24 protein-coding genes, 1 tRNA gene and 1 pseudogene are annotated in these 23,314 nt (G+C 68.6%); 6 read left to right on the forward strand and 20 right to left on the reverse strand.

Annotated features, from left to right (window positions below):
* Position 1 precedes the first annotated feature (1 nt).
* Positions 2-1,120, reverse strand: coding sequence for a sensor histidine kinase (locus ACLF3G_RS22405; protein ID WP_430671638.1), 1,119 nt, complete (start codon positions 1,118-1,120; stop codon positions 2-4).
* 83 nt (positions 1,121-1,203) lie between these two features.
* Complete coding sequence (locus tag ACLF3G_RS22410; RefSeq protein ID WP_430671639.1) at positions 1,204-3,744, reverse strand: DNA translocase FtsK; 2,541 nt, start codon at positions 3,742-3,744, stop codon at positions 1,204-1,206.
* 136 nt (positions 3,745-3,880) lie between these two features.
* Between ACLF3G_RS22410 and ACLF3G_RS22415 the strand changes: the two genes are divergently transcribed.
* A complete protein-coding gene (locus ACLF3G_RS22415) occupies positions 3,881-4,660 on the forward strand; it encodes an SDR family NAD(P)-dependent oxidoreductase (protein ID WP_430671640.1) in 780 nt (259 codons plus the stop codon).
* On the opposite strand, the gene arfB is transcribed toward ACLF3G_RS22415, so the two are convergent.
* The 3 genes from arfB to ACLF3G_RS22430 form a co-directional block, all read right to left on the reverse strand.
* A complete protein-coding gene (gene arfB / locus ACLF3G_RS22420) occupies positions 4,657-5,082 on the reverse strand; it encodes an alternative ribosome rescue aminoacyl-tRNA hydrolase ArfB (protein WP_430671641.1) in 426 nt (141 codons plus the stop codon). The two genes, ACLF3G_RS22415 and arfB, sit on opposite strands and share 4 nt — an antisense overlap.
* Positions 5,083-5,160: 78 nt before the next feature.
* Complete coding sequence (locus ACLF3G_RS22425; protein WP_430671642.1) at positions 5,161-6,489, reverse strand: ammonium transporter; 1,329 nt, start codon at positions 6,487-6,489, stop codon at positions 5,161-5,163.
* A 43-nt stretch (positions 6,490-6,532) separates the two neighbouring features.
* A complete protein-coding gene (locus ACLF3G_RS22430; protein ID WP_430671643.1) occupies positions 6,533-6,871 on the reverse strand; it encodes a P-II family nitrogen regulator in 339 nt (112 codons plus the stop codon).
* Between the two features lie 196 nt (positions 6,872-7,067).
* On the opposite strand from ACLF3G_RS22430, the gene ACLF3G_RS22435 reads away from it, so the two are divergent.
* Together ACLF3G_RS22435 and ACLF3G_RS22440 are read left to right on the forward strand one after the other, a co-directional pair.
* Positions 7,068-8,333 carry a UbiH/UbiF/VisC/COQ6 family ubiquinone biosynthesis hydroxylase gene (locus ACLF3G_RS22435; RefSeq protein WP_430671644.1) on the forward strand — a complete coding sequence of 422 codons (1,266 nt, stop codon included), beginning with the start codon at positions 7,068-7,070 and terminating at the stop codon, positions 8,331-8,333.
* Between the two features lie 9 nt (positions 8,334-8,342).
* Entirely contained in the window at positions 8,343-8,720 is a 378-nt protein-coding gene (locus tag ACLF3G_RS22440; RefSeq protein WP_430671645.1) for a hypothetical protein, read from the forward strand.
* 4 nt (positions 8,721-8,724) lie between these two features.
* On the opposite strand, the gene ACLF3G_RS22445 is transcribed toward ACLF3G_RS22440, so the two are convergent.
* The 8 genes from ACLF3G_RS22445 to metZ form a co-directional block, all read right to left on the reverse strand.
* Positions 8,725-9,087, reverse strand: coding sequence for a gamma-butyrobetaine hydroxylase-like domain-containing protein (locus tag ACLF3G_RS22445; protein WP_430671646.1), 363 nt, complete (start codon positions 9,085-9,087; stop codon positions 8,725-8,727).
* Between the two features lie 32 nt (positions 9,088-9,119).
* Positions 9,120-9,329: a Trm112 family protein gene (locus tag ACLF3G_RS22450; protein WP_430671647.1), complete on the reverse strand. Its 210-nt coding sequence runs from the start codon at positions 9,327-9,329 to the stop codon at positions 9,120-9,122.
* Positions 9,330-9,359: 30 nt separating this feature from the next.
* On the reverse strand, positions 9,360-10,016 hold the full coding sequence (locus ACLF3G_RS22455) for an LON peptidase substrate-binding domain-containing protein (protein ID WP_430671648.1): 657 nt from the start codon (positions 10,014-10,016) through the stop codon (positions 9,360-9,362).
* A gap of 84 nt (positions 10,017-10,100) precedes the next feature.
* The gene (locus ACLF3G_RS22460) at positions 10,101-11,057 is read right to left on the reverse strand and encodes a tetratricopeptide repeat protein (RefSeq protein ID WP_430671649.1); all 957 of its coding nucleotides are present in this window, start codon (positions 11,055-11,057) and stop codon (positions 10,101-10,103) included.
* 70 nt (positions 11,058-11,127) lie between these two features.
* Entirely contained in the window at positions 11,128-11,634 is a 507-nt protein-coding gene (locus ACLF3G_RS22465) for a prolyl-tRNA synthetase associated domain-containing protein (protein ID WP_430671650.1), read from the reverse strand.
* Between the two features lie 4 nt (positions 11,635-11,638).
* Positions 11,639-12,046, reverse strand: coding sequence for a Co2+/Mg2+ efflux protein ApaG (apaG, locus tag ACLF3G_RS22470; protein WP_430671651.1), 408 nt, complete (start codon positions 12,044-12,046; stop codon positions 11,639-11,641).
* A gap of 55 nt (positions 12,047-12,101) precedes the next feature.
* The gene (locus ACLF3G_RS22475; protein WP_430671652.1) at positions 12,102-12,710 is read right to left on the reverse strand and encodes a LysE family translocator; all 609 of its coding nucleotides are present in this window, start codon (positions 12,708-12,710) and stop codon (positions 12,102-12,104) included.
* A 5-nt stretch (positions 12,711-12,715) separates the two neighbouring features.
* Positions 12,716-14,080: an O-succinylhomoserine sulfhydrylase gene (gene metZ / locus ACLF3G_RS22480; protein WP_430671653.1), complete on the reverse strand. Its 1,365-nt coding sequence runs from the start codon at positions 14,078-14,080 to the stop codon at positions 12,716-12,718.
* A gap of 302 nt (positions 14,081-14,382) precedes the next feature.
* Between metZ and ACLF3G_RS22485 the strand changes: the two genes are divergently transcribed.
* Together ACLF3G_RS22485 and ACLF3G_RS22490 are read left to right on the forward strand one after the other, a co-directional pair.
* Positions 14,383-14,457: transfer RNA gene (locus ACLF3G_RS22485), tRNA-Gly, on the forward strand.
* Positions 14,458-14,672: 215 nt separating this feature from the next.
* Positions 14,673-14,972: a hypothetical protein gene (locus tag ACLF3G_RS22490; RefSeq protein WP_430671654.1), complete on the forward strand. Its 300-nt coding sequence runs from the start codon at positions 14,673-14,675 to the stop codon at positions 14,970-14,972.
* A gap of 142 nt (positions 14,973-15,114) precedes the next feature.
* Here the strand turns inward: ACLF3G_RS22490 and ACLF3G_RS22495 are convergent, their stop codons facing one another.
* From ACLF3G_RS22495 to ACLF3G_RS22510, 4 genes are all read right to left on the reverse strand, one after another.
* Positions 15,115-15,702, reverse strand: coding sequence for a hypothetical protein (locus tag ACLF3G_RS22495; protein ID WP_430671655.1), 588 nt, complete (start codon positions 15,700-15,702; stop codon positions 15,115-15,117).
* A 530-nt stretch (positions 15,703-16,232) separates the two neighbouring features.
* Entirely contained in the window at positions 16,233-17,696 is a 1,464-nt protein-coding gene (locus ACLF3G_RS22500) for a hypothetical protein (RefSeq protein WP_430671656.1), read from the reverse strand.
* A gap of 658 nt (positions 17,697-18,354) precedes the next feature.
* Positions 18,355-19,107, reverse strand: coding sequence for a DUF2182 domain-containing protein (locus ACLF3G_RS22505; protein WP_430671657.1), 753 nt, complete (start codon positions 19,105-19,107; stop codon positions 18,355-18,357).
* An 11-nt stretch (positions 19,108-19,118) separates the two neighbouring features.
* Positions 19,119-19,760, reverse strand: coding sequence for a DUF1326 domain-containing protein (locus ACLF3G_RS22510; protein ID WP_430671658.1), 642 nt, complete (start codon positions 19,758-19,760; stop codon positions 19,119-19,121).
* Positions 19,761-19,997: 237 nt separating this feature from the next.
* Between ACLF3G_RS22510 and ACLF3G_RS22515 the strand changes: the two are divergent.
* Positions 19,998-20,327, forward strand: a pseudogene (locus tag ACLF3G_RS22515) (transposase); the annotation flags it as partial.
* A gap of 60 nt (positions 20,328-20,387) precedes the next feature.
* Here the strand turns inward: ACLF3G_RS22515 and ACLF3G_RS22520 are convergent.
* Genes ACLF3G_RS22520 through ACLF3G_RS22530 form a run of 3 tightly spaced genes read right to left on the reverse strand, consistent with a single transcriptional unit; the run spans position 20,388 to position 23,285 of the window.
* Positions 20,388-21,539: a glycosyltransferase family 4 protein gene (locus ACLF3G_RS22520; RefSeq protein WP_430671659.1), complete on the reverse strand. Its 1,152-nt coding sequence runs from the start codon at positions 21,537-21,539 to the stop codon at positions 20,388-20,390.
* 4 nt (positions 21,540-21,543) lie between these two features.
* Entirely contained in the window at positions 21,544-22,491 is a 948-nt protein-coding gene (locus ACLF3G_RS22525) for a tripartite tricarboxylate transporter substrate binding protein (protein WP_430671660.1), read from the reverse strand.
* A 5-nt stretch (positions 22,492-22,496) separates the two neighbouring features.
* Positions 22,497-23,285, reverse strand: a complete 789-nt coding sequence (locus ACLF3G_RS22530) for a cyclase family protein (RefSeq protein WP_430671661.1) — start codon at positions 23,283-23,285, stop codon at positions 22,497-22,499.
* Between the last annotated feature and the right edge of the window lie 29 nt (positions 23,286-23,314).

The following is a 23,314-nucleotide window of genomic DNA, read 5'->3' on the forward strand; positions in this document are numbered from 1 at the left end:
CTCAGGGGCGGCGCGGCACGGAGCGATCCGCCGGCATCGGCAACCGGACGATGAAGCGGGTGTTCGGCCGGTCCGGGTCGAGGCTGAGCGTCCCGTGCCGGCCTCGCAACAGGCTGGTGATGACCCGCATGCCAAGGCCCTGGCTGCGAGACGGGTCGAATTCCCTGGGAAGGGCGCGCCCTTCATCGTCGACCGACAGCACCACCTCCTCGCCCTGCCGGCGCAGCGTGACGGTGATGCGGCCGGCGCCGTATTTCAGGGCGTTGGTGACCAGTTCGAACACGATGACGCCGAGCGACGGCGCGTCCGAGGACGGCCAGGTGATCCGGTCCGCCACCAGGACAATGTCCCGCCCCTGGAAAGTGGATGCCAGCGCCTCGTCCTGGCCATCGACCAGTCCGCCCAGGTAGTCCGCCAGGTCGATGCGGGCCGCCGCGCCGAAGCGGTACAGATGCTCATGCAGCGCGCCGAAGGTGTTGATGCGACCGGCGCTCTCGCGAAGCTGCTGCGCGGCCTCCGGGTCTGCCGCCGAGCGGGCCTGCATGGTGAGCAGCGACTGCACCATCTGCAGGCTGTTCTTCACCCTGTGGTGCGCCTCCTGGATCATCAGCGCCTTCTCCGCCACGGCGCGGCGCAACTCCAGCTGGGTCATCACCTGGCGGGCCAGCGCCCGCAGCGTGAAGGCCTGGCGCTCCGTCAGCCCCTGCGGACGCGCCTGATAGTCCAGCACGCACATGGTGCCGAGCGGCAGCCCCTGCGGCGTTTCGAGCAAGGCGCCGCCGTAGAAGCGGAGGCGCGGGTCGCCGATGACCAGCGGGTTGCAGTTGAATCGCGCATCCTGCGTCAGGTCCGGCACGACGAAGACGCCCGGCTGCAGGATCGCATGGGCGCAGATCGAGACGTCGAGCGGCGTCTCCCGTACCCCCAGACCGCGTTCGGCGGCAAACCACTGCCGTCCCTGGTCGATCAGGTTCACCACGGCGATCGGCGCCTCGCAGACCTGCGCCGCGATCTGCACGAAATCGTCGAACTCGGCGTCGGTCGGCTGGTCCAGGATGTCGTAGCCGTGCAGCGCGGCCAGACGTTCCGCTTCGGACCAGGGCCTTAATCCGCCAGACACATCGCGCCTCCTGCGCGGCGATGAGCCGGCAGTCCGCAGGTTAGGGCGGCGGCGGTGGACCCGCAATCAGCGCCGTGGCGGGATCAGTCCCGTCCTCCCGGGGCCAGGACCTCGCGCTTGCCAACATGGTTCGCGGCGCCAACCACACCGTTCTTTTCCATCTGCTCGATCAGTTTGGCGGCGCGGTTATAGCCGATATTCAGGTGGCGTTGGACAAAGCTGGTGGAGGCCTTGCGCTCCCGCGTCACCAGATCCACCGCCTGGTCGTACAGCGAGGCCTCGCCATCCGTGTTGCCGCCGAGCATCCCGAGTGCGCCGCCCTCCTCGCCCTCCTCGTCGACCTCGGTGACCTCCTCGACATAGGCGGGCTCGCCCTGTTCGCGCAGGAAGGCGACGATCTCCTCGACCTCCTGGTCGCTCACGAACGGCCCGTGCACGCGGCTGATGCGGCCGCCGCCGGCCATGTGCAGCATGTCGCCCTGGCCCAGCAACTGCTCCGCGCCCATCTCGCCGAGGATGGTGCGGCTGTCGATCTTGGAGGTGACCTGGAAGCTGATGCGGGTCGGGAAGTTCGCCTTGATGGTGCCGGTGATGACATCCACCGAAGGCCGCTGCGTCGCCATGATCACATGGATGCCGGCGGCGCGCGCCATCTGCGCCAGGCGCTGCACCGCGGCCTCGATCTCCTTGCCGGCGACGATCATCAGGTCGGCCATCTCGTCGATGACCACGACGATCATCGGCAGCGGCTCCAGCGCCAGGGGCTGGTCCTCGAACAGCGGCTTGTTGGTCTCCGGGTCGAAGCCGACCTGGACGCGGCGGGTCATCACCTCGCCACGGTCACGCGCGGCGACCGCCTTCTCGTTGTAGCCGGCGATGTTGCGGACGCCGAGCTGGGACATGGCGCGGTAGCGCTTCTCCATCTCCCGCACGGTCCATTTGAGCGCGCCGATCGCCTTCGCGGGCTCCGTCACCACCGGGGCCAGCAGATGCGGTATGCGGTCGTAGACCGACAGCTCCAGCATCTTCGGATCGATCATGATGAAGCGGCACTCATCCGGCGACAGCCGGTAGAGCAGGCTCAGGATCATGGTGTTGATGGCGACCGACTTGCCCGAGCCGGTGGTGCCGGCGATCAGCAGATGCGGCATGCGGGCGAGGTCGGCGATCACCGGCGTGCCGCCGATATCCTTTCCCAATGCCAGGTTCAGGCGGCCGGGGTGCTTGTGCCAATCCTCCCCGACGAGGAGTTCGGACAGCAGCACCGTCTCCCGCCGTGCATTCGGCATCTCGATGCCGATGACGTTGCGGCCGGGCACGGTCGCGATGCGCACGGCGGTGACGGACATGCTGCGCGCGATATCGTCGGCGAGGCCGATGACGCGGGCGGATTTGGTGCCGGGGGCAGGTTCCAGCTCGTACAGCGTCACCACCGGGCCGGGGCGGATCTCGGCGATGCGGCCGCGCACGCCGTAATCCTCCAGCACCGTCTCCAGCATCCGCGCATTGCCCTGCAACGCCTCCTCGGACGGGCCGGTGGCGCGGCGCACGGGGGGCGCGGTCAGCAAGGACAGCGGCGGAAAGCGCCAAGTGCCGTCGGGCAGCGGCAGGCTGCCCTGGCGAGCATTGGCAACGGGCTTCGGCGCCGCGGCCCGGTCCGCCACGCGGGGCGCGGCGGGCTTCGGGCGGGCGGCAGGCGCGGCCGGTTCCGCAGGCATTTCCCGCGCCACGGCGTCCCCGAGCGAGGGCTCGCGCCGGCGGGGGGCGTTCGGCGGTGGCGCTTCCTCGGCCAGGGCATCGGCATTGCGCAGCAACTCGGACAGCGGCGTCTCGCGCTCCCGCCGCCGCCTTACCGCGCCACCCACCGCGCGGCCGAGCGCCGCAAAGGGCCAGGTGACGGCGCGGGCGATGACACCGGGCGGCACGCGTTCGCCCACCTGCCGGGCGCCGGCCGCGGTGACACGCGCGGCGCCGGTGGCGGCGGTGCCCGCGACGGACCCCGCCGCGGCGCCGGCGCGCCGCCACTCCCCGAGGCTCAGGCCGAGGGCCACGAAGCCGCACAGCACGGTCAGCGCCGCGATCGCCAGGTGGCCGATGCCGCCGCCGACCGGCCCCAGCAGGTCCCGCAGCAGGCCCAGCGCGGCCTCCGCCACCACCGGCCCGGCCGCGCCACCCGGCCCGGCGGCGGCCGGCGCATCGGCCGGCAGCGGCAGCAGGATCATGGTGGCGGCGAGCAGCGGCAGCGTCGCCAGCAGGCAGGCCAGCCGCAGTACGAAGGGCGCCAGGCCCTTGTGGGAGGCCAGCCGCCAGGCCCAGGTCATCAGGCAGGCCACCGGCAGGAAGGCGGCGTAGCCGAAGCCCTGCAGCAGCACGTCCGCCGCATGCGCGCCCATCGGCCCCGCCAGGTTGCGGGTCAGCTGGGAGGTGGCGGTGGAGAAGGAGGGGTCGCTCGGGTCGTAGCTGGCCAGGGCCAGACCCAGGACCAGCGCGAACAGCACCATGACCAGGCCCAGAAGCTCCGCCAACCGGCGCCGCATGGTGGCGCGGACGGCGGGCGAGGCGAAGCGGCGGCTGGCGGCGGCAAGCCGGCCGCCTGTGGCCGGAGGGCTAGCAGTTCGGGCCATGGAAGGTCGGGTCCTGAAGCGTGCCGGGAACTCTACACCGGAAGCCTCTCGAATTGAACGGTCTTATCCGATGCGTGGCGGAACGAACGCCGAGGCTGTGCGGCGGTTATTGTGGCAGCATCGGAGCAGACCCCTCATGGCCAACCGCCCCCTCGCCCTCGTCACCGGCGCCTCCACCGGCATCGGCCTGGAACTGGCAAAGCTGTGCGCCCAGCACGGCCACGACCTGCTGCTGGCCGCCGACACGCCGCTGGAGGACGCCGCCATCGCCTGCCGTGCGCTGGGTGCGGAGGTCGAGACCGTCCAGGCCGACCTCGCGACGCGGGAGGGCGTGGCAAAGCTGGTGCAGGCGACGCGCGGCCGCCCTGTGCAGGCGCTGCTGGCCAATGCCGGGCATGGGCTTGGCCAGGCCTTCCTGGACCAGGACTTCGCCGACATCCGCCACGTCGTCGACACCAACGTGACCGGCACGCTGGACCTGCTGCACCAGGTCGGCCGCGGCATGCGGGACCGGCGGGAGGGGCGCATCCTCATCACCGGCTCCATCGCCGGCTTCCTGCCGGGCGCCTACCAGGCGGTCTACAACGGCTCCAAGGCCTTCATCGACAACTTCGCCTGGGCGTTGCGGACGGAGCTGGAGGAAACCGGCGTGACCGTCACCTGCCTGATGCCGGGCCCGACCGACACGGAATTCTTCGAGCGTGCCGGCAACGACAACACCAAGGTCGGTGCCGGCAGCAAGGACGACCCGGCCTTCGTCGCGAAGGTGGGGTTCGAGGCGATGCTGCGTGGCGACGGCGATGTGGTGGCGGGCTGGAAGAACCGCATGCAGGCGGCGGTGGCGCAGGTGACCCCGGCTTCCGTGCTGGCGCACCAGCATGCGAAGATGGCGGCGCCAGGCACCGCCAAATCCTAGTCGGCGACGGGCTTCCCGCCACGCAGCTTCTTCACGTCGCCGCGTCGGGACTTGCCCTCCAGCCGCCGCAGCTGCGCGCCGTAACTGGGCTTGGTGGCGCGGCGGGTCGGCGGCGGCGGCTCATGCGCCTTGGCCAGCAAGTCCTCCAGCCGCTCCCGCGCATCGGCGCGGTTGCGGTCCTGGGTGCGGAAGCGCTGCGCCTGGATCACCAGCACGCCCTCCTGCGTGATCCGCCGCCCGGCCAGCGTCGCCAGCCGGCGTGCGGCGTATTCCCCAAGGTCGAGCCGCCGCAGGTCGAGCCGCAGCTCCACCGCCGTCTCCACCTTGTTGACGTTCTGGCCGCCGGGGCCGGACGAGCGCACGAAGCGTTCCTCCAGCGCGTCTTCGGGAATTCTGGGCGGATGGGCCATGCGCGCGCTCATGCCCCTTCGGGCAGCATCGTGCAAACGAAAAGGGCGCCGGGGTTGCGCCCGACGCCCTGTCCCGTCCGTTCGGCCGGATCAGCCGAGGCGTTCGCCGTGCAGCGTCACGTCGAGGCCCTCGCGCTCCTCCTCCTCGGTCACCCGCAGGCCGACGATGGCATCGACCACCTTCAGCAGGATGAAGGTCGCCACCGCCGTGAAGATGAACACCGCGGCCACCGCATAGAACTGGATCATGAACTGCGCCATGGAGCCGCTGATGCCCTCCGGCGCCGCCGCCGTGCCGGACAACGGCCCGTAGGCGAAGATGCCGACCAGCAGCGCGCCGGCGATGCCGCAGACGCCGTGCACGCCGAAGGCATCCAGGCTGTCATCGTAGCCGCACCAATGCTTCAGCGCCGTGGCGCCCCAGAAGCCCGCGAGGCCCGCCACCACGCCGATAACCAGCGCGGAGCCGGGCAGCACGAAGCCCGCCGCCGGAGTGATGGCGACCAGCCCGGCAATCGCGCCGGAGATCGCGCCGAGCACCGAGGGCTTGCCCTTGATCGCCCATTCCGCCACCAGCCATGCCATCACCGCGCCCGCCGCGGCCACCTGCGTCACCAGCATCGCCATGCCCGCGCGCGCATTGGCGCCGACGGCCGAGCCGGCGTTGAAGCCGAACCAGCCCACCCACAGCATGCTGGCGCCGATGACGGCGAAGGCCAGGTTGTAGGGGGACATGTTGTCGTTGCCGTACCCGACCCGCTTGCCCAGCACCACCGCGCCCACCAGGCCAGCGACGCCGGCATTGATGTGCACCACCGTGCCGCCGGCGAAATCCAGCGCGCCGAGCGCGAAGATCCAGCCATTCGGGTGCCACACCCAATGCGCGACGGGCGAGTAGACCAGCAGGGTCCACAGCGCGACGAAGACCATCAGGGCGGAGAATTTCATGCGGTCCGCCACCGCGCCGGTGATCAGCGCCGCGGTGATGATGGCGAACGTCATCTGGAAGGTGATGAAGACGCTTTCCGGAATCGTCGTCGCCACCGCCGCATCGCCGGAGCCCAGCACGAAGGGCTTGTCCCAGGTCTCGCCCATACCGGACAGCAGCACGCGGGACAGGTCGCCGATGTAGGCGTTGCCCTCGCCGAAGGCCAGGCTGTAGCCCGCCACCATCCACAGCACGCCGACCAGGCCGGCGACCGCGAAGGACTGCATCATGGTGGCCAGCACGTTCTTCTTGCGGACCATGCCCGCATAGAACAACGCCAGGCCCGGCACGGTCATCAGCAGCACGATGGCCGTGCTGGTCAGCATCCAGGCGGTATCGCCGGTGTCGATGGTCGCATCCTGCGCGAATGCCGCGCCTGATACGACCAGCGCCGGCAGCGCCATGGCAGCGGCGCGCGCAATCCTCGTCATTCCCCCGATCCCCGTCCTCAAGATATGGTTGTCCTGCATGGCCCTACAGCGCCTGGTCATCGGTCTCGCCGGTGCGGATCCGCAGGGCGCGTTCCACATCCATGACGAAGATCTTGCCATCGCCGATCTTCCCGGTGCGCGCCGCGCCGGCGATCGCCTCTACCACCGCGTCCACCATCCCGGCGGCGACGGCGACTTCGATCTTGAGCTTCGGCAGGAAGCTCACGTGGTACTCGGCTCCGCGATAGATTTCGGTCTGGCCCTTCTGCCGCCCGAAACCCTTCACCTCGGTAACCGTCAGCCCCTGTACGCCGAGCGGAGTGAGCGCATCGCGCACCTCGTCCAGCTTGAAAGGCTTGATGATGGCCATGACCAGCTTCATCGCGCCGTAGATCCCCTTCCCAACTCGCAGCGCGATGTTCAATCCAAGGAACGTGCCACTCGGGAACAGCCTTGCATTCCCTCACAATCAACCTGCATGCAATCGACCGGCGCTGCTGCACCGCACCATGGCTGCCTGAAAAACAGGCAATTGCCTCGCCCTTGCCGAATCAGGGCGCCAGGGCGACTTTCCCGGCATGAGCCACATCGAAACCACCGCCTGCATCATCGGCGCCGGCCCCGTCGGTGCCACCCTGGCCGCCACGCTGGCCGCCGCCGGTATTCCGACCGTGGCGCTGGATCGCGCGCCGCTGCCGCCGATGGAGCTGCCCGATTTCGATGGCCGCGCCTATGCCATCGCGCTGACCAGCCAGCGCCTGCTGGCGGCCTCCGGCATCTGGGACCGGCTGCCGAGCCAGCCGCAGCCGATCCACCGAATCCGCGTGGCGGATGGCCGGCCCGGCCACGACCCCTCCGCGCTCAAGCTGGATTTCGACAGCGCGGAGGTCGGCCCGGACCCCTTCGGCTGGATGGTGGAGGCCCGCGCGCTGCGCGTGGCGCTCAACGCCCGCCTGCCGCACCTGCCCAACCTGCGCGTCTTCGCCCCCGCGGAGGCCAGCGTCAGCCGCACGCCGGAGGGCGCCACCATTCGCCTCACGGACGGCACCACCATCGCCGCCCGGCTGGTGGTCGCCGCCGAGGGCCGCGACAGCGCGCTGCGCCGCCAGGCCGGCATCGCCGTGACGAAGCACGACTACGGCCAGACCGGCATGGTCGGCGCCTTCGCGCATGAGCGGCCGCACAACGGCACGGCGCTGGAGATGTTCCTGCCCAATGGCCCCTTCGCGCAGTTGCCGCTGGCCGGCACGCCGGAGCACCCGCATGCCAGCGCCTTCGTCTGGTCCGACCGCCGCGACCTGGCCGCACGTTTCCTGGCGATGGACGAGGCCGGCTTCGCGCGGGAATTGACGCGCCGCATGGGCGACCATCTCGGCCGCATCACGCCGATCGGGCGGCGCTGGTCCTACCCGCTGTCGGCGCTGTGGGCGCAGCGGCAGACGGATACGCGGCTGGCGATCATCGGCGACGCCGCACACGGCATCCACCCCATCGCCGGCCAGGGCCTGAACCTCGGTTTTCGGGACGTCGCCGCGCTGGCGGAGGCAGTGATCGAAGCCGTGGCGGCCAGCGAAGATCCGGGCGGCATGGCGACCCTGCGACGCTACGAACGCCGGGCGCGGCCGGATGCCGCCATCATGCTCGGCGCGACGCATGTGCTGGAGAAGCTGTTCGGCAATGATTTCGGCCCAGTGCGGCTGGCACGGCGGCTCGGCATCGCCACGGTGGACCGGATGCCGCGGCTGAAGCGCGCCTTCGCGGAGCGCGCGATGGGGATGGGCTCAGGCGTGTCCGGCCTGCTCGGCGGGCAGGCGCTGATGGACCTGTCGGCGCCGCGGGGCTGAGGCGGCCACATGGGCTTCGCGCTGGCCCTCCTGGTGATCTCGATCGGCGCCGCCGCCGCCATCCAGGCGGCGAGCGACCCGCGCATCACCCGCGCCTTCGCCGGCGGCACGCTGCGCGCCATCGGGCTGTACCTGGCCTTCCTGGCGGTGCCGCTGCTGTTCCTGCTGTTCGCCGGCGCGCTGCTGCCGCCGGTGCCGCGGGAGGCGGCGGCGGCGGGTACCGTGATGGCGGTGCTCGGCTGGTTCGGGCTGGCGCTGCTGCTGCTGATCCGCACCGCGCCCCGCCTGCGGCGCGTGCCGGACTTCTGGCTGCGCTTCGGCGTGGTGGATGCGGCGCTGCTGGCGCTGGTCGGCGCGGGGGTGGCGCGCATCGCGGGGCTTTGGTGAGGCGCTATCGCCGCGGCGGGTCGCGGCTCAGACCCTTCGCGGCCAGCGCGGCCTCATAGGCGGCCCAGCGCTGCGCGTGTTCCTCGCCGAGTTGGCGCAGGAAATCCCAGCCATAGATGCCGGTGTCGTGCAGGTCGTCGAACACCAGGCGCACGCCGTAATGCCCCACCGGCTCGATCCGCATGATGCCGACGTGGCGGCGGCCCGGCACCGTCACGCGCTGGCCCGGGCCGTGGCCCTGCACCTCGGCGGAGGGGCTTTCGACGCGCAGGTATTCCGCGGGCAGGGCGAAGCGCACGCCATCATCCCAGGCCAGGTGCAGGGTCTGGTCGGCGCGGGTCAGGCGGATTTCCGTAAGCTTGGGCATGGTTGGCGCGTGGCCCCCTCACCCGGACCTCGTCAGGCGGGCAGCTTGCGGGCTTCGTCGGGCAGCATGATGGGGATGCCGTCGCGGACGGGATAGGCGAGGCCGGCCTTCTCGCTGACCAGCTCGCCCGCCTCGCGGTCGTAGCGCAGCGGGCCCTTCGTCACCGGGCACACCAGGATTTCCAGCAGGCGCGGGTCGACCGCCCCCGCCAATGTTTCGCCGGCCTTATCCGTCGCCGTCATGATTGCAGTCCCCGCAGGTCGGCGAAAATACTAGCTCGGCCGGCCTTCATGCGCCATGCCATGGCTGCCCATCTGCATCAGCGCGACCAGCATGGCCGCCCGATCCTCCTGCGTCGGCGCCTCCAGCAGCGCCTGCTTCTCGCGCACCTCGAATGGGCACAGCATGCATAGCGTGGTGACCAGCATGGCGTCGCCGGTGCCCTGCACCGCCTCCCAGTTCGCCTCGATGCCGTGCGCCTTGAAGTAGGGCCGCAGCGCGTCGAGCAGGGCGGCGCGGTCGATCTCCGGCTCGGGTGCCTCCATCAGGTCCGGGCCGAAATCGCCGTATTCCACCAGCGCCCGCCGGTAGCCGCGCCGCATCGGCGCTTCCGCCGTGATGCGATAGCGGATCACGCCGGTGAGCGTGATGAGGAAGCGGCCATCCTCGGTCTCGGCGAAGGAGGTCAGGCGGCCGAGGCAGCCGACCTTGTAGACCTGGCTGCCAACCTCGGTCCGCGGCAGGGCGGGGTCCGGCTGTACCATGCCGAGCAGCCGGCCGGCCGCCAGGCTGTCCTCCGTCATCGCCAGATAACGTGGTTCGAAGATGTTCAGCGGCAGGCGGCCGCCGGGCAGCAGCAGCGCGCCCGACAGCGGGAAGATCGGAATCTCCGACGGCAGCGCGTCGAAGGCAGTGTGGAAGGCGGGCATGGGCTCCGTTTCAGCCACCGGGCCGCGGATGTCGCGAAGGTGGCTTCTGTCTCCCGCGCGGCTCGCGCCTCCGGCCGGGTTCAATTACCTGAACAGAAGGGTGGATAGCTTCCGGCGTCCCGCAAGGGTGGCGGGGTCGTCGAATCCCCAGGCCTCGAAGAACTTGAGCAATTGCTTGCGCGCAGCTTCCTCGTTCCAGGCGCGATCGCGCTTGATGGCGACCATCAGCGCATCGACGGCACCGGTACGATCGTCCATTGCATTCCGGGCGATGGCGAGGTCGATGCGCGCCGCGTGGTCGTCCGGGTCGGCCTCCAGCCGGCGCTCGAACTCGCCCAGCTTCTCCCGCGCCGCGCGGCCCTCGATCGCGAGCTGGAGCTGCGCGCGGACGGAGGCGATTTCGGCGTGGTCGCGGATCTTGGCGGGCACCTGCTCCAGCGCCTCCAGCGCCTGGTCCTCCTCACCGAGTGCGACCAGGCAGCGGATCAGGCCAGCCATCGCCTCTGGGTTCTCGGGCTCGGCCTGCACCAGGCCGGCGAACAGCTCGATCGCGCCGGCGTGGTCACCGGCCTCCACCGCGGCCTTGGCTTCGGCGAGAAGGTCGGCGGTGGGCAACTGTCCGCCGGCGGCCTTGAGCAAGGTCTCGATGAACTTCTTCACCTCCCCTTCCGGCAACGCGCCCTGGAACAGATCGGCGATCTGGCCCTGCACGAAGCCGACAACGGTCGGCACGGATTGCAGCGGCAGGCCCATCTGCGACAGCTGCTGGACCAGCTGGCGGTTCTTGTCGATGTCGATCTTCACCAGCTTCACGCGGCCCCCGGCGGCGCGCACCACCTTCTCCAGCGTCGGGGTCAGCGTCTTGCAGGGGCCGCACCAGGTGGCCCAGAAATCGACCAGCACGGGCGTTTCGCGGCTGGCCTCCACCACATCGGCCATGAAGGTGCGCTGGTCGCCGTCCTTCACCGGGTCGGGGGTCCCGGCGGGCATCGCGGCGCCGCCGGGGGCGGCTTGGCGCGTCGGGTCGAAGATCAGGTCCATGGCAGGCATTCCTCTCGCTTGCGCGCATAGATGCGCGACCCGCAGCCTGAAGCAAGCGGTGGCGGCTTAATCACACAGGTTTGGACAGGTCGACCAGTTCCGGCACATGGCCGAGGTCGCGCAGCAGCCGCAGCAGGTCGGCCGGGCGGATGGCGGTGGTCATGGTATTGGTCAGCGGGTGGACGTTGATCCACTCGAACCCTTCCATGAGGTGACGGTCGAACACCGCGCGCACCGCGCCCGGCGCCGCATTGACCATTCCGAAGGGGGTGACGGAACCGGGCTCCACGCCGAGTTGCGTGCGCAGCGAATCCGCATCGGCGAAGACGCTGCGCGGCGCGCCCAGGCTGCGGACCAGCGCGTTGACCTTCACGGCGCGATCCTCCTCGATCACCGCGAGCAGGAAGGGGCCCGGCGCCCGTTCGGGCCTCAGGAACAGGTTCTTCACATGGCCACCCGGCAAATCTGGCCGCAGCGCCTGGCTTTCCGCCACGGTGAAGACCGGGGGGTGCTTCACCGTGCGCTGCTCGATGCCCAGCGCGGCGAGGCGCGCCAGCAGACCTTCCGGCGTCTCCACGCGGCTAGTTCAGCCGGGTCGCGGGCTGGTGCGGGCTGTCCAGGCTGAAGGCGGGTACCGCGACGTCGAAGGCTTCCCCGGTGCCGGGAACCACCATGTGGTAGGTGCCTTCCATGAAGCCGGAGGGTGTCGGCAGCGGGGTGCCCGATGTGTATTCGAACTGCTGGCCCGGCCCGAGCACCGGCTGTTCGCCTACCACGCCTTCTCCGTGCACGCGCTGGCTGCGGCCGCGCGCATCGGTGATGCACCAGGACCGCTTGAGAAGCTGCACTGTCTCCGTTCCCTCGTTGCGGATGGCGATGCGGTAGGCCCAGACGAAGCGGCCCTGCTCGGGCTCCGACTGGTCGTCCAGGTAGAAGCTGCGCACCGTCACGCGGATGCCGCGGGTGGTCTCGGAGTAGTCATCGGCCATGGCGGGATGTCCTCATCGCCAGAGTCTTGAAGCGGCGCCCCGGCGGTGTCCAGCCTCAGCCACGCCGCAACGCGACGGCGAGGCCGGCCCCCATCAGCACCGCGCCGCCGGTGCGGTTCAGCGCGCGGCGCAGGGAAGGCCGCCGCACCGCGCCGGACAGGCGGGAGGCCAGCGCGGCATACAGCGCCGCATTGGCCGCGCCGAGCGTCACGAAGGTCGCCACCAGCACCAGCGCCTGCACCAGGAAGGGGCGCGCCGGGTCGATGAACTGCGGCACGAAGGCCACGAAGAACACGATGCCCTTTGGGTTCAGCGCGGTGACCAGCCAGGCCTGCCGCAGCGCCCGCCCGGCGGCCAGCGGCGGCATGGCGCCGGCCTCGACCGGTGCGCGCCACATCTTCACGCCGAGCCAGACAAGATAGGCCGCGCCCACCCATTTCAGCGCGGTGAACAGCGTGGCGGAGGTGGCGAGGATCGCGCCCAGCCCGGCCAGCGACAGCGTCATCGCCGTCAGGTCGCCCAGCGCCACGCCGGCGACCAGCGGCAGCGCGTTGCGCGCGCCGCCGCCGAGGCTCTGGCCGATCACCAGCAGGATGGTCGGCCCCGGGATCAGCAGCATGACGGCGGCGGCGGCGCAGAAGGCCAGCCACACAGTGAGATCCATCCGGATCAGCCCTTGCGGCGCGGTGCTTCGGGCAGGTCGCCCGCCAGCTCGAACAGCGTCGCATCGGGCGCCGCAGCAGGCTTTGCCCTCGCCTTGCGGGCCGGAGGCGGCGCCTCGGCGGCGGGCGCCGGGTCCTCGATCACCACCTTGGCGCGCTTCGTCGGCGCCGGCGCCGGGGCGATGGCATCCAGCGCTTCCGACAGGTCGGCGATGAGGTCCGCGATGTCCTCCAGCCCCACGGACAGGCGAATGGTGCCATCGGTGATGCCGAGCTTCGCGCGTTCCTCCGCGCCCACGCGCATGTGGGTGGTGGTGGCGGGGTGGGTCACCAGCGACTTCGAATCGCCCAGGTTGTTGGAGACATCGATCAGCTTCAGCGCATCGAGGAAGCGGAACGCCGCCTCCTTGCCGCCCTTCACGTCGAAGGTCACCAGGCTGCCTCCGGCCGCCATCTGCGCCTTGGCCAGCGCCTGCTGCGGATGGTCGGCGCGGAACGGGTACAGCACGCGCGCCACCTCCACGCGCTCGGCCAGGAAATCGGCAATGGCGGCGGCGCCGTGGCACATGGCGGGCAGGCGCAGGTGCAGGGTCTCGAGACCCTTCAGGATGACCCAGGCGTTGAACGGGCTGATCGAGGGGCCGGTGTTGCGGATGAAGGGCTGCAGCACCTCGTCCACCCACTTCTTGCGGCCGAGCACGGCGCCGCCGAGCACCCGCCCCTGCCCGTCCATGTGCTTGGTCAGCGAATACACGACGACGTCGGCGCCGAATTCGAGCGGTTTCTGCAGCAGCGGCGTGGCGAAGACATTGTCCACCACCACCAGCGCACCGGCTTCATGCGCCAGGTCGCAGACCGCGGCCATGTCGACCAGGTCCAGCATGGGATTGGACGGCGTTTCCAGCAGCACCAGCGCGGTGGGCTCCGACAGCGCCGTCTTCCATTGCGCCAGGTCGCCGCCATCGACGAAGACGGAGGTGATGCCGTAGCGCGGCAGCAGGGTCGAGACGATCCAGTGGCAGGACCCGAACAGGGCGCGGGAGGCGACGACGCGGTCCCCGGCCTTCAGATGCGAAAGCATGGCGGCATGCACCGCGGCCATCCCCGTGGCGGTCAGGCGACAGGCCTCCGCCCCTTCCAGCGCGCGCAGGCGGTCCTCCAGCGCCGTCATGGTCGGGTTGCCGAAGCGCGAATACTGGTAGTGCTGCGTTGTGCCGAGGAAGGTGTCCTCCGCCTGGCCGGCGCTGTCGTAGACGAAGCCGGAGGTGAGGTAGAGCGCCTCCGACGTCTCGTCGTGGTTGGAGCGCATCTGCCCGCCGCGGACCAGCAGCGTGGCGGGGCGAAGCGGGCGGTCGGGCAGGGTCTTGGCCATCGGGACACCTCATGTTGCAGTGGGCTGCAACGAACAGGACGTCCGGCCCCCCGAGGGGGATACGGGCACGCATGGCGCACGCCGCGACCCTTTAGCGCGTTTGTTTTCAGCGGGCTTCCGCACCCACCACCCGGCACACCGGGACCTCGCCGCAATCAGGCCGGACAAATCGCGAGGGGCGCGGCTGCGCCTGGGCCAAGGCTTACGGGCGGGGCGGGCGCCGGTCAAGGATTGCATCGAGGATCGCGTGCATGCGGGCTCCCTTGCAGGGGTGGGGTGGGGGCGGATATAGAGACAGCCGCGCGGGCGTAGTTCAGAGGTAGAACGTCAGCTTCCCAAGCTGAATGTCGGGGGTTCGATTCCCCCCGCCCGCTCCATCATCTCAACGAGTTACGGCCCGCCAATCCATTCCTGACGGTCCATGGCGCCGTGATGGTCCACCGAGGGTCAAACAGCACGGTCCCGGACAGTTGGCGCGCACGCCCCTGAACCAGCACCGATCTCGGCCGAAGTGTCCCCGGACGGACCTCCACGCTCTTCGACCGTTCCGTGTGAATGGCGCGCGAACCATCCACGATCATCTGTGACCTTAATGTTGAACGGTGATGAGCGGTGCTGGTCGGATGATCGGTTTTGGACCGAGGCCCTCGATGGCTACTTGGCCGCCCGCGATGCGGGGATCGTCCTTGATCTTGGCCGGATCAAGGAAAGCATCTTCAACAGTGATGACCTTCTCCCCTGCCTGGGATCCATCGCTGATGAGGGACTTGGCCTTCCTGGAAGGGGCGGGTCAGCCCTGACCTTGGCGCACCAATTGTCGCACCGTCCACGCCTTACCGGTGGCGAGATCGAGGGCTTTCTCGCCGGGCCGCACGTCGAGGCGGTTCAGTAGGTGCTGGATGCTGTCGGCGATGGCCTCGCTGATGCGATCGTAGTCTGACCCGCCTGAACCCTAAACGGCGGCGGACTTCTGGTTGTGTGGTTGGATTTCCATCTCAAGCTTCCGTCCTGTCGGCGCGGCGTGCGTTAGCCTCCTACGGCATGGCGAGCATGACCGTCTCGCCGGACGCTATGAGCCGCGTCGTCACACCCGGACTGTGCTCCTTCATGTAGCGTACCGTGCTTTCATGCACGGCCATGGCGTGCTCTCGGCTGTCGCAGAACCAGATCGAGGCCGCCTTTGTGGGATCATCGATGGATCGTGCGATGTAGGCCCCTGCGAGCCCCGGCATGCCCCTGGCCGAGTTCAGCATGTTCTCCCCAAGGGGTTGCGAACTCGACGACGGGGCGTTGTCCGCCTTCCTGACCACGCAGTAGAGGTTCTGCGTCGCACCATCCAAGGCCATGTGCGCCCCCACGGTGCCAGTGAAGACCTCCGGGGCAGGCAACTTGCTCATGTTCTCCTTCACCCAGGCGACGGCCCGCTCCGCTAACTCCTGAGCAGACGCGAGATCTCGGTACATCGTGCAGGTGAGGATGTCCCCCTGTTCAGTGGGAAAGGCCACATAGCCTCGCCAACCCTTGTGCGACTGCAACATGGGGAGGAGCGTCGCCTTAACTTTTTCTATTCCCTCATCAGCCAGAGGGGCTGCCCCAGGAAAGCGACGCAAGATGATATGCATTGCTTGATCCTCCTGACCCGACTTGGCTGGGAAGATGCTGCTCCTGCTGTGAGTACATGGTCAATGCCAATATTCACGATGGCAGTAAAGGCGTCCTCGCGTATTCAAGGTTCAGCTTCCGTTATTCCACATAGCGCTGCGTCAACAGAAGATGAACGGGCGTGAGGTCCGACACCAATTTGTATCGCTGGGGTGGGCGACGCCAGAATCGTCGAAACTGGGTCGTGGCGCGTTGCGGATCCCATCGTCACCTGGGGCTCACTGTCGTGCCGCTGGTTGGGTATCTGGATCGGCAGAAACCTGATCCTCGTGCCAGCCACGCTACGGAGGCCCCGCCATCCTTGGTCCGCATTGCCCGCAATCGGCGGGTAGGCCGAGCACCAGGATCACGAGCGTCGGTAGACAAGCCTGTGCCGGTCTACCGCCTGCTCATGCTTCGCTGTCCAGTCCAACCTTCTGCTTCTCCGGGTCACCCGCAGGACCAGCGATCCGCTCGATCTGCCCGGCCACCCTCACTTGAGATTGAGCTTTTAAAGAAACCAGTCGTCGCTGGTCGAGGTCGCGATCGCGGTGTCGGTCTCCGACGTACGGATGAAGTTGTGGGGCCGCCCGTTGCCCATCCCGTTCCACCAACCACCGTGGTTGCCGCTGCTGTGGCTCTGCACCCACTCCCAATGGCTGCTGTTCGGTACGATCGGCTGGGGCTCGGCTATTGGTCCAGCCTCCTCAACCTCATTGGGAACGGGCACCGCAATCACCTCGTCAGGCCGCTCGACCGCAGTCCCGTCCTCAATGTCCACAACCTCAGGGATGGGATCGGCACTGACTCCATCGGTGTTCCTGACCGGTGTCTCGTCCGTAGTGTCAACCACGACAGGAACGGGCTCGGCGGTCACCTCATCAGAGTCCCTGACAGGCGCCTCATCCACGATGTCAACCACGACAGGGACGGGCTCGGCGGTCACTTCGCCAGGGTCCTCGACCGCAGTCTCGTCCTCGATGTCCACCACCTCGGGCGCGGGTTCGGCAATCACCTCATTAGGCTCTTCGCGCGGCGCGGGAGGCGTGACGGATTCGACGATCCACTGCCACGGGCTGCTGCCGTCCACGGTCGGGCGCGCGGTCAGGAAGTCGGTAGCGCTGGCCTGTGCCAGCCCATTGACCAACTGATCTTCGGTCATCCCCCAGACGGACGTGTCGCTGATGTCAGCCGCGATGCCGGTGGTGTTCCACAGCATGGCGCCCCACCGCACGTCGTTGACCACGGTGTTGTCCTGCATGGTGAGACTGGAAACCGCATGCAGGTTGCCCTCCACACCGAAGGAGACCATCGCGAAATTGTCGGAGTTAGGCCCGTTCTGGATAAAGTTGCCATTGATCGTGGCCTTGCCGCCATTTGGCAGATCAATGCTGTAGCTGGAACTGCTGTCATAGTCGGCAATCACCGAGTTGGTGACGATGGTCTCGGCGGCACGGCTCTTGATGTGATGGCCGATGGCGAGGTCGTGGAAGTAGCTGTTATCGATCTCAAGCCGCCCAATGCGGTTGGCGTAGAGGCTGTGCGTCTGGCCATTGCCAATGCCGTTGTTAGCGAACTCGCTGTTGCGGATCGTCACCGTCAAGTCGGCGCCGTTGTTGGTCAAGATCCCCATCTGATTGTCGTGGAAGTAGCTGTTGAGGACAGTCAGGTCGCCGCCCTGGTGGCGAATACCCGCGCCGTTCCGGTCCGGGACCGCCGCGCCCGAAAACTCGAAGTTCTCGATCGTCACATTGTCATTGACGGTGAAGATGGCTTTGCCATCGGACGGCGAAACCTCCGCCTTCATGTGCACCATCCCGCCAACACCCTTGAGGGTGATGGCGGTATTGATGGTTGCGAAATCGTTCAGGTAAGTCCCTGGCTGAACGAGGAGCACATCACCGTCGGTCGAAGCGGCAATAGCGGCTTTCAGTGTCGAGAACTGCTGTCCCGCACCAACTGTTAGATTTGTCATGCGCGTCACTTATCCAGTGGTTGGGGACGCGCGCAAGCCTCATAGTCACGATTTCGTTGATAGGGAGGTTCTTTTACTTCCTCACAGCATGATCATCATGATGTCAGCGCATACATGGCTGGGTTCTGGGCGCCCTATACTTCGGAGCTTGTACTCGGAGACCGCCGCCTTGGAGGCACGCCGGCTGGCTCAGGCTGTCCCGGCCGCCGCCCGCACCAGCATGGGGTTTCAGTTCCAGTCGCTTCCGTCGGTGGCTCCGCCCCTCATCGCTGACCAATGTCGGCCCGAAGCTCCCAGCCCCAGGCCGAACCAGCACATCCACCGCCCGCAGCGGAAGACAGGCCTCTACGCCGCGCTTACGTTGCGTCCGGTACCGGAGCCACACTGCTTTGCCAGTCCGATGAGGGGTCCACATAAGGTGTCGCTGCCTGTGGCCGCGCTTCATCAACTTTGGGAGGGAGACGGCGACAGGCTGGTAGACTGATTTGTCAGGGCCAGGGCCGGTTGCTTGCCCAATCGAGTGGACGCGGCACTTGGAGATTGTTTTGCGGCACTGCGATGGAGCAGCGCCGGTGGTCGCGGCGTTCGCCTTCAGTCCTTGGTAGCGCGGTACCGGCGGCAGTAGCTGCGCAGGCTTAGGTCAAGTTTGCTGCACCTTCTAAATTCCGTCCATCAGCATCCAGATACCGCCGATGGTGAGTCCGGCGCCGAGGGATTTGGCGATCCATCTGCCCTTCGGCATGAGCTTTTCTACCAGGACGACAAGCGACAGGCCGAAAACCCAAAGCAGGTTCATCACGCCGCCGACGAACAGCAGCGCCATCAGCGCCCAGCAGCATCCGACGCAGAAGGCCCCATGTTCCACCCCCATCCGGAAGGCGCCGACAGACCCGGCTCGCCAACGCTTCAGGACGAACTCGGCGGGGGATCGACAAACGCCCAGGCAGGCATCCTTCAGCGGCGTCCATTGGTACAACCCGGCAGTGATGAGGATCATGCCGCCGAGGATGGGGCTGGTGGTTGCCGTGTCTGGGCTGAGGAGCGCCGCTCGGTCCAGCGCCCACTGCAAGGTCGTGGCCACCAGGGCGAAGCCGGACCAGACTACGATGTAGCCGAGCAGGAAGGCGCTCACCGGCGCGACATTGTGCCCCTGCTCCCGGCTCCTCCGGGCGAACATGGCAAAGAACAGGATCATGGGCGCAGCGGCAGGCAGCATCATGCCGACCATCATCACCGCCCACATGCCGAGCATCATGACGAAGTGCATGGGGGTCCATGGTGAGGACTCCATGCCTGCCATAACGCCGTGCTGGCTGCCCGCCATCAGGACAAGATAGGTCCAGGCCAGGGCCGTCACGCCCGCGACCGCAGCGAGAACCAGGATCCGCTCGCGGGTGAGGACGAACTCCAACGCCCGCGCCATCACGGGTGCCGGGGAATGCCGCTCTGCGTCAGATGGATGTAGGCGAACTGGCCGTAGCTGTCCGTGAAGTCGAGCTTCACATCGCCGGTGGCCTTGGTCGAGCCACTGCCGTACTCGGCCTCCGTGTATTCGAAGCCACTGCGAAGCGACACGCGGACCCGGTGATCCTGTCCGCTGAACGGGCTCTTGATTGGGGTGCCGGTCGAATCGATCACGCCCGGTACGATGATGCGGCCCCGGCACTCATTCGGCTCCACCTCAACCTTCACCCGCGTGAACACCGGGTCGAGCACCTTGCTCATCGTGGTCGAGAACACCTGGAAGACGGTGGCGCCCGGTTCGGTCTCACGGCCATGCAGTATCTCGACCAGGGCCTTGCGCTGGTCGGCGTCCGCGCGCTCATCGATGAAGAACTGCTGCGTGCCGTCGCCGAGGTGGATCGGGCCGGGCCAGCTATAGGTGCCAACCCAACAAAGCCCGTCGAGGCGCGTGCTGCCGAAGTGCCCTCTGTCGATGCGCATCCCCGCGACGGCGCGGCAGGTGCCGTCGGTGGGCAGAGCGTTGAACTGGCAAGGGCAGCCCCATGCGCAGTTGCAATTGGCATATTCGGGACCTTGGATGCTCCAATCGGTGTATGCCATGGCGGCTGTCTCCCGATGATGGCCGAAGCTCGGGCTCCGACTATTCTTGCTCCCTCTGTAACAGTAGGACCTCACGCCTGCCTGAAGCACGCGGGAACATTGGCAGGAAGTACTCCCGCACTCGTTGAGAGAGGCTAGCGCTCCGACCAGCGAACTGTGCGCAGGCTGATCTCTAGAGATGAGTGCCCGTTTGGGAATGGCTTGTCCCGACGCGGGTGGGGGTGATCCAAGCTCGGGATATGGACCCGATACACCCGAGGCCGGATGGCCGAACTTGGCCGTAAGACGAAGCGCTACCCCTCCGACCTGACCGACGAGGAATGGGCGCGGACCGAGCCGCTGCTACCGAAACGCTCGCGGCGGGGGCGCGAACCCTCGGTCGATCTGTGCGAGGTGCGGAACGCGATCCGCTACATGGCGCGCAGCGCGGGAGGCTGGCGGATGCTGCCGGTGCACTTCGGTCCTTGGCAGACGGTCCACCGGTGGCTCCGGCGCTTCGTCCGGCGCCTGCTGTTCCGCACTATCCACGACGTGGCGCTGATGCTGGACCGCGAGGCGGCGGGCCGGGATCGCATGCGGGGCCTCCTCATGCTGGCGCCCAACACCGCCCTGCGGCGGCGGGTCCCCTCAGGGGCCGGCCCCGGCGTCCCGCAGTAGTTGGTCCACGCGGTCCGCCGCCGCCGCCCAACTGCCATGGCGCAGCACCTGCGCGCGTGCCGCGAGGCCCAGGCCACGGCGCATCGGTGCGTCCCGGAACAGGCCGATGACGGCGTCCGCCAGCGCGGCCGGGGCACTGGCGACCAGCGTCTGGTGGCCTGCCGGCAGGACCAGCCCATTCGTGGCCAGCGGCGTCATCACAACCGGCCGCGCGCAGGCCCAGGATTCCAGCACCTTGTTCTTGATCCCGGCCCCGCTGCGCATCGGCGCGAGCGTCACCCAGCACCGTCCCAGCACCGGCACCATCTCCGCCACATCCGCCGCCACCTCGATCCCGTCCCGGCCGTGCAGCGCCGCCACCTCGGCCACCGGGTTGCGGCCGGCGACGACGAAGCGGGCGTCCGGAATTGCACGTCGGATGCGCGGCCAGATCGCCCTCGCGGCATGCAGCACCGCGTCGATGTTCGGCGCGAAATCCAGCGAGCCGATGAAGCCGAGCGTCGGCTGCACGGCCTCCGCCGGTACCAGCGCCGCGTCCGGCACCTCCACCCCGTTCGGCACGACATGCACGCGACCGCGCCCGCCGATGCGCGACAGCCAGGCGGCATCGCGTTCGCCGACGCAGGTGGTGGCGGCGAAGCAGCGAACGGCGCGGCGGGCGGACAGGGTGGCGACCGGAAGCTGGCTCAGGTTGCGCCAGCGCTCCCGCGGGCCGCCGGCCAGTGCGCCATGCCAGAACTCCAGCGGGTTGCAGTCGATCATGTCCAGCACGGCGGGCGGCAGGCCGCGCCAGGCTTCCTCCGCCCCCGGCCAGGCCAGCGCGCGGACCGGCCGGCGGTCCTGCACGAGGCGCTCCACCGAGGCGCGCAGCACGCCCGGGTCGAAGCGCCAGGGGTAGGTCACGCCGGGTCCCTGCAAGGCCAGCGGCACGTGCTCCACGATTCCGGGCGGCGCTGCCGCCGTGCCGGTTGGCGCCAGCAGCAGGATCGACCAGCGCGTCGCCAGGTGCCGAAGCAGCCCATCCACGCGCAGCGCATAGCCGTTGCGCACCGGCCAGGGCGGCAGGGTGCAGACGGCCAGCAGCACCGGGCGGGGCGGCAGGCCGTCCGGCGCCGTGTTCATGCCGCTACTGCGGCTGCACCCCGAGTTCGCGCAGGATGCGGCCGTAATTTGCGTATTCCGCGTGAATCATCTGCGTCAACTCGGCCCGGGGCACAAAGCTCACCGGGCTGCGGCTGGTCGCCAGCACGCGGCGCACCGTCGGGTCCTCCAGGCCGGTACGGCAGGCTTCTTCCAGCCGGTCGAGGATCGCGGCGGGCGTGCCGCGCGGGGCATAGATGCCGACCTGGGAGAATTGCTGTGCGTCGATGCCCTGTTCGCGCGCCGTCGGCACCTCCGGAAAATCCGGATGGCGGTTGGCGGAGAAGACGGCGAGCATGCGCATCCGCCCCGCCTGCACCAGTTCAGCCACGGAGCTGACGATGGCGGCGGAGAAGTCCAGGCGCCCGGCCAGCGTATCGTTCACATGCGGCGCCTCGCCCCGGTAGGGAATGTGGTTCATGTCCACGCCGGTGGCACGCTGCACGCGCCAGACCGCGAGCTGCGGCAGGGAATTGGGTCCCGGGCTGCCGAAGCTCAGCGGCCGCCGGCGGGCCTCCTCGACCAGGCCGGTCAGGTCCTGGATCGGGCTTTCGGCGCGCACGGCGACGGTGATGACGTTCTCGTTCGTGCCGCACACGCCTTCGAAATTCTCCGGCCCGATGCCGGGGTTCCGCAGCAGATGCGGCTGCACCACGATGGCCGTCATCGGCGTGTGGCCCAGCGTGTAGCCATCCGCCGCCGCCGCGGCGACGACCCGCATGCCGACGACGCCGGAGGCACCGTCGCGCGTGGTCAGCACCAGCGGCTGGCGCAGCGTGCGCTGGAGATGCTCGCTCATCGCGCGCATCAGCACATCCGCGGCGCCGGGCGAGTAGGGCATGATCATGGTGATCGGACGCTCGGGAAAGCTTTGCGCCGCCGCCGGAGCAAGGGGAGTCAGCGCCAGCAGCGCCGCCAGGACAACACGCCGCATCTCGCTCACTCCTCGATGATGGCCACGGCACGCGTCCAGCCGGCGGAGGCGCGCTCGATCTTGATGGGGAAGCAGATCACGCTGAAGCCGTGCGGCGGCAGCGCATCCAGGTTGCCGAGCTTTTCCATGTGGCAGTAGCCGATCTCGCGGCCGGCACGATGGCCTTCCCAGATCAGCGAGGCGTCGCCGGTTTCCCGCACGCGACGTGCCGTGTGGCTGAAGGGCGCGTCCCAGGACCAGGCATCCGTGCCCACCACGCGCACGCCTTGTTCCAGCATCCACAGCGTCGCCGCCTTGCCGATGCCGCAGCCGGTGTCGATGAAATCCGCCTCGCCGTAGCGCGCCCCGGCGGCGGTGTTCACGACGACGATCTCGAGCGGCTTCAGCACGTGGCCGATGCGGTCCAGCTCCCGCCGAATGTCGTCCGGCGTCGCGACGTAGCCATCCTCGAAATGCCGGAAATCCAGCTTCACGCCGGGCTGGAAGCACCAGTCCAGCGGCACCTCGTCGATCCGCATGGAGGGCCTTCCGCCAGGCACCAGCGCCTCGTCCATGCGGGAGAAGTAGTGGTAGGGCGCGTCGAGATGCGTGCCGTTGTGGGTGGAGATCGCCACCTGTTCCACCGCCGCGTACTCGCCCTCCGGCAGCGCCTCGACAGGGACGCCCATCAGCGCGGCCATCGATGGCGCGGTCGCGTGGTGATCGCGGTAGTCGATCTTCGGCAGCATGTGCGGCGGGTCGGACGCGATGCCGGCCTTCAGCGTGGAGGAGATGTCGATGATGCGTCTAGGCATTGTCCTGCCGTTTCCCCGGTTGTCGTTGT

It is taken from the genome of Falsiroseomonas sp. HC035, from assembly GCF_050563525.1.
In the GTDB taxonomy this organism is placed as follows: Bacteria; Pseudomonadota; Alphaproteobacteria; order Acetobacterales; family Acetobacteraceae; genus Falsiroseomonas.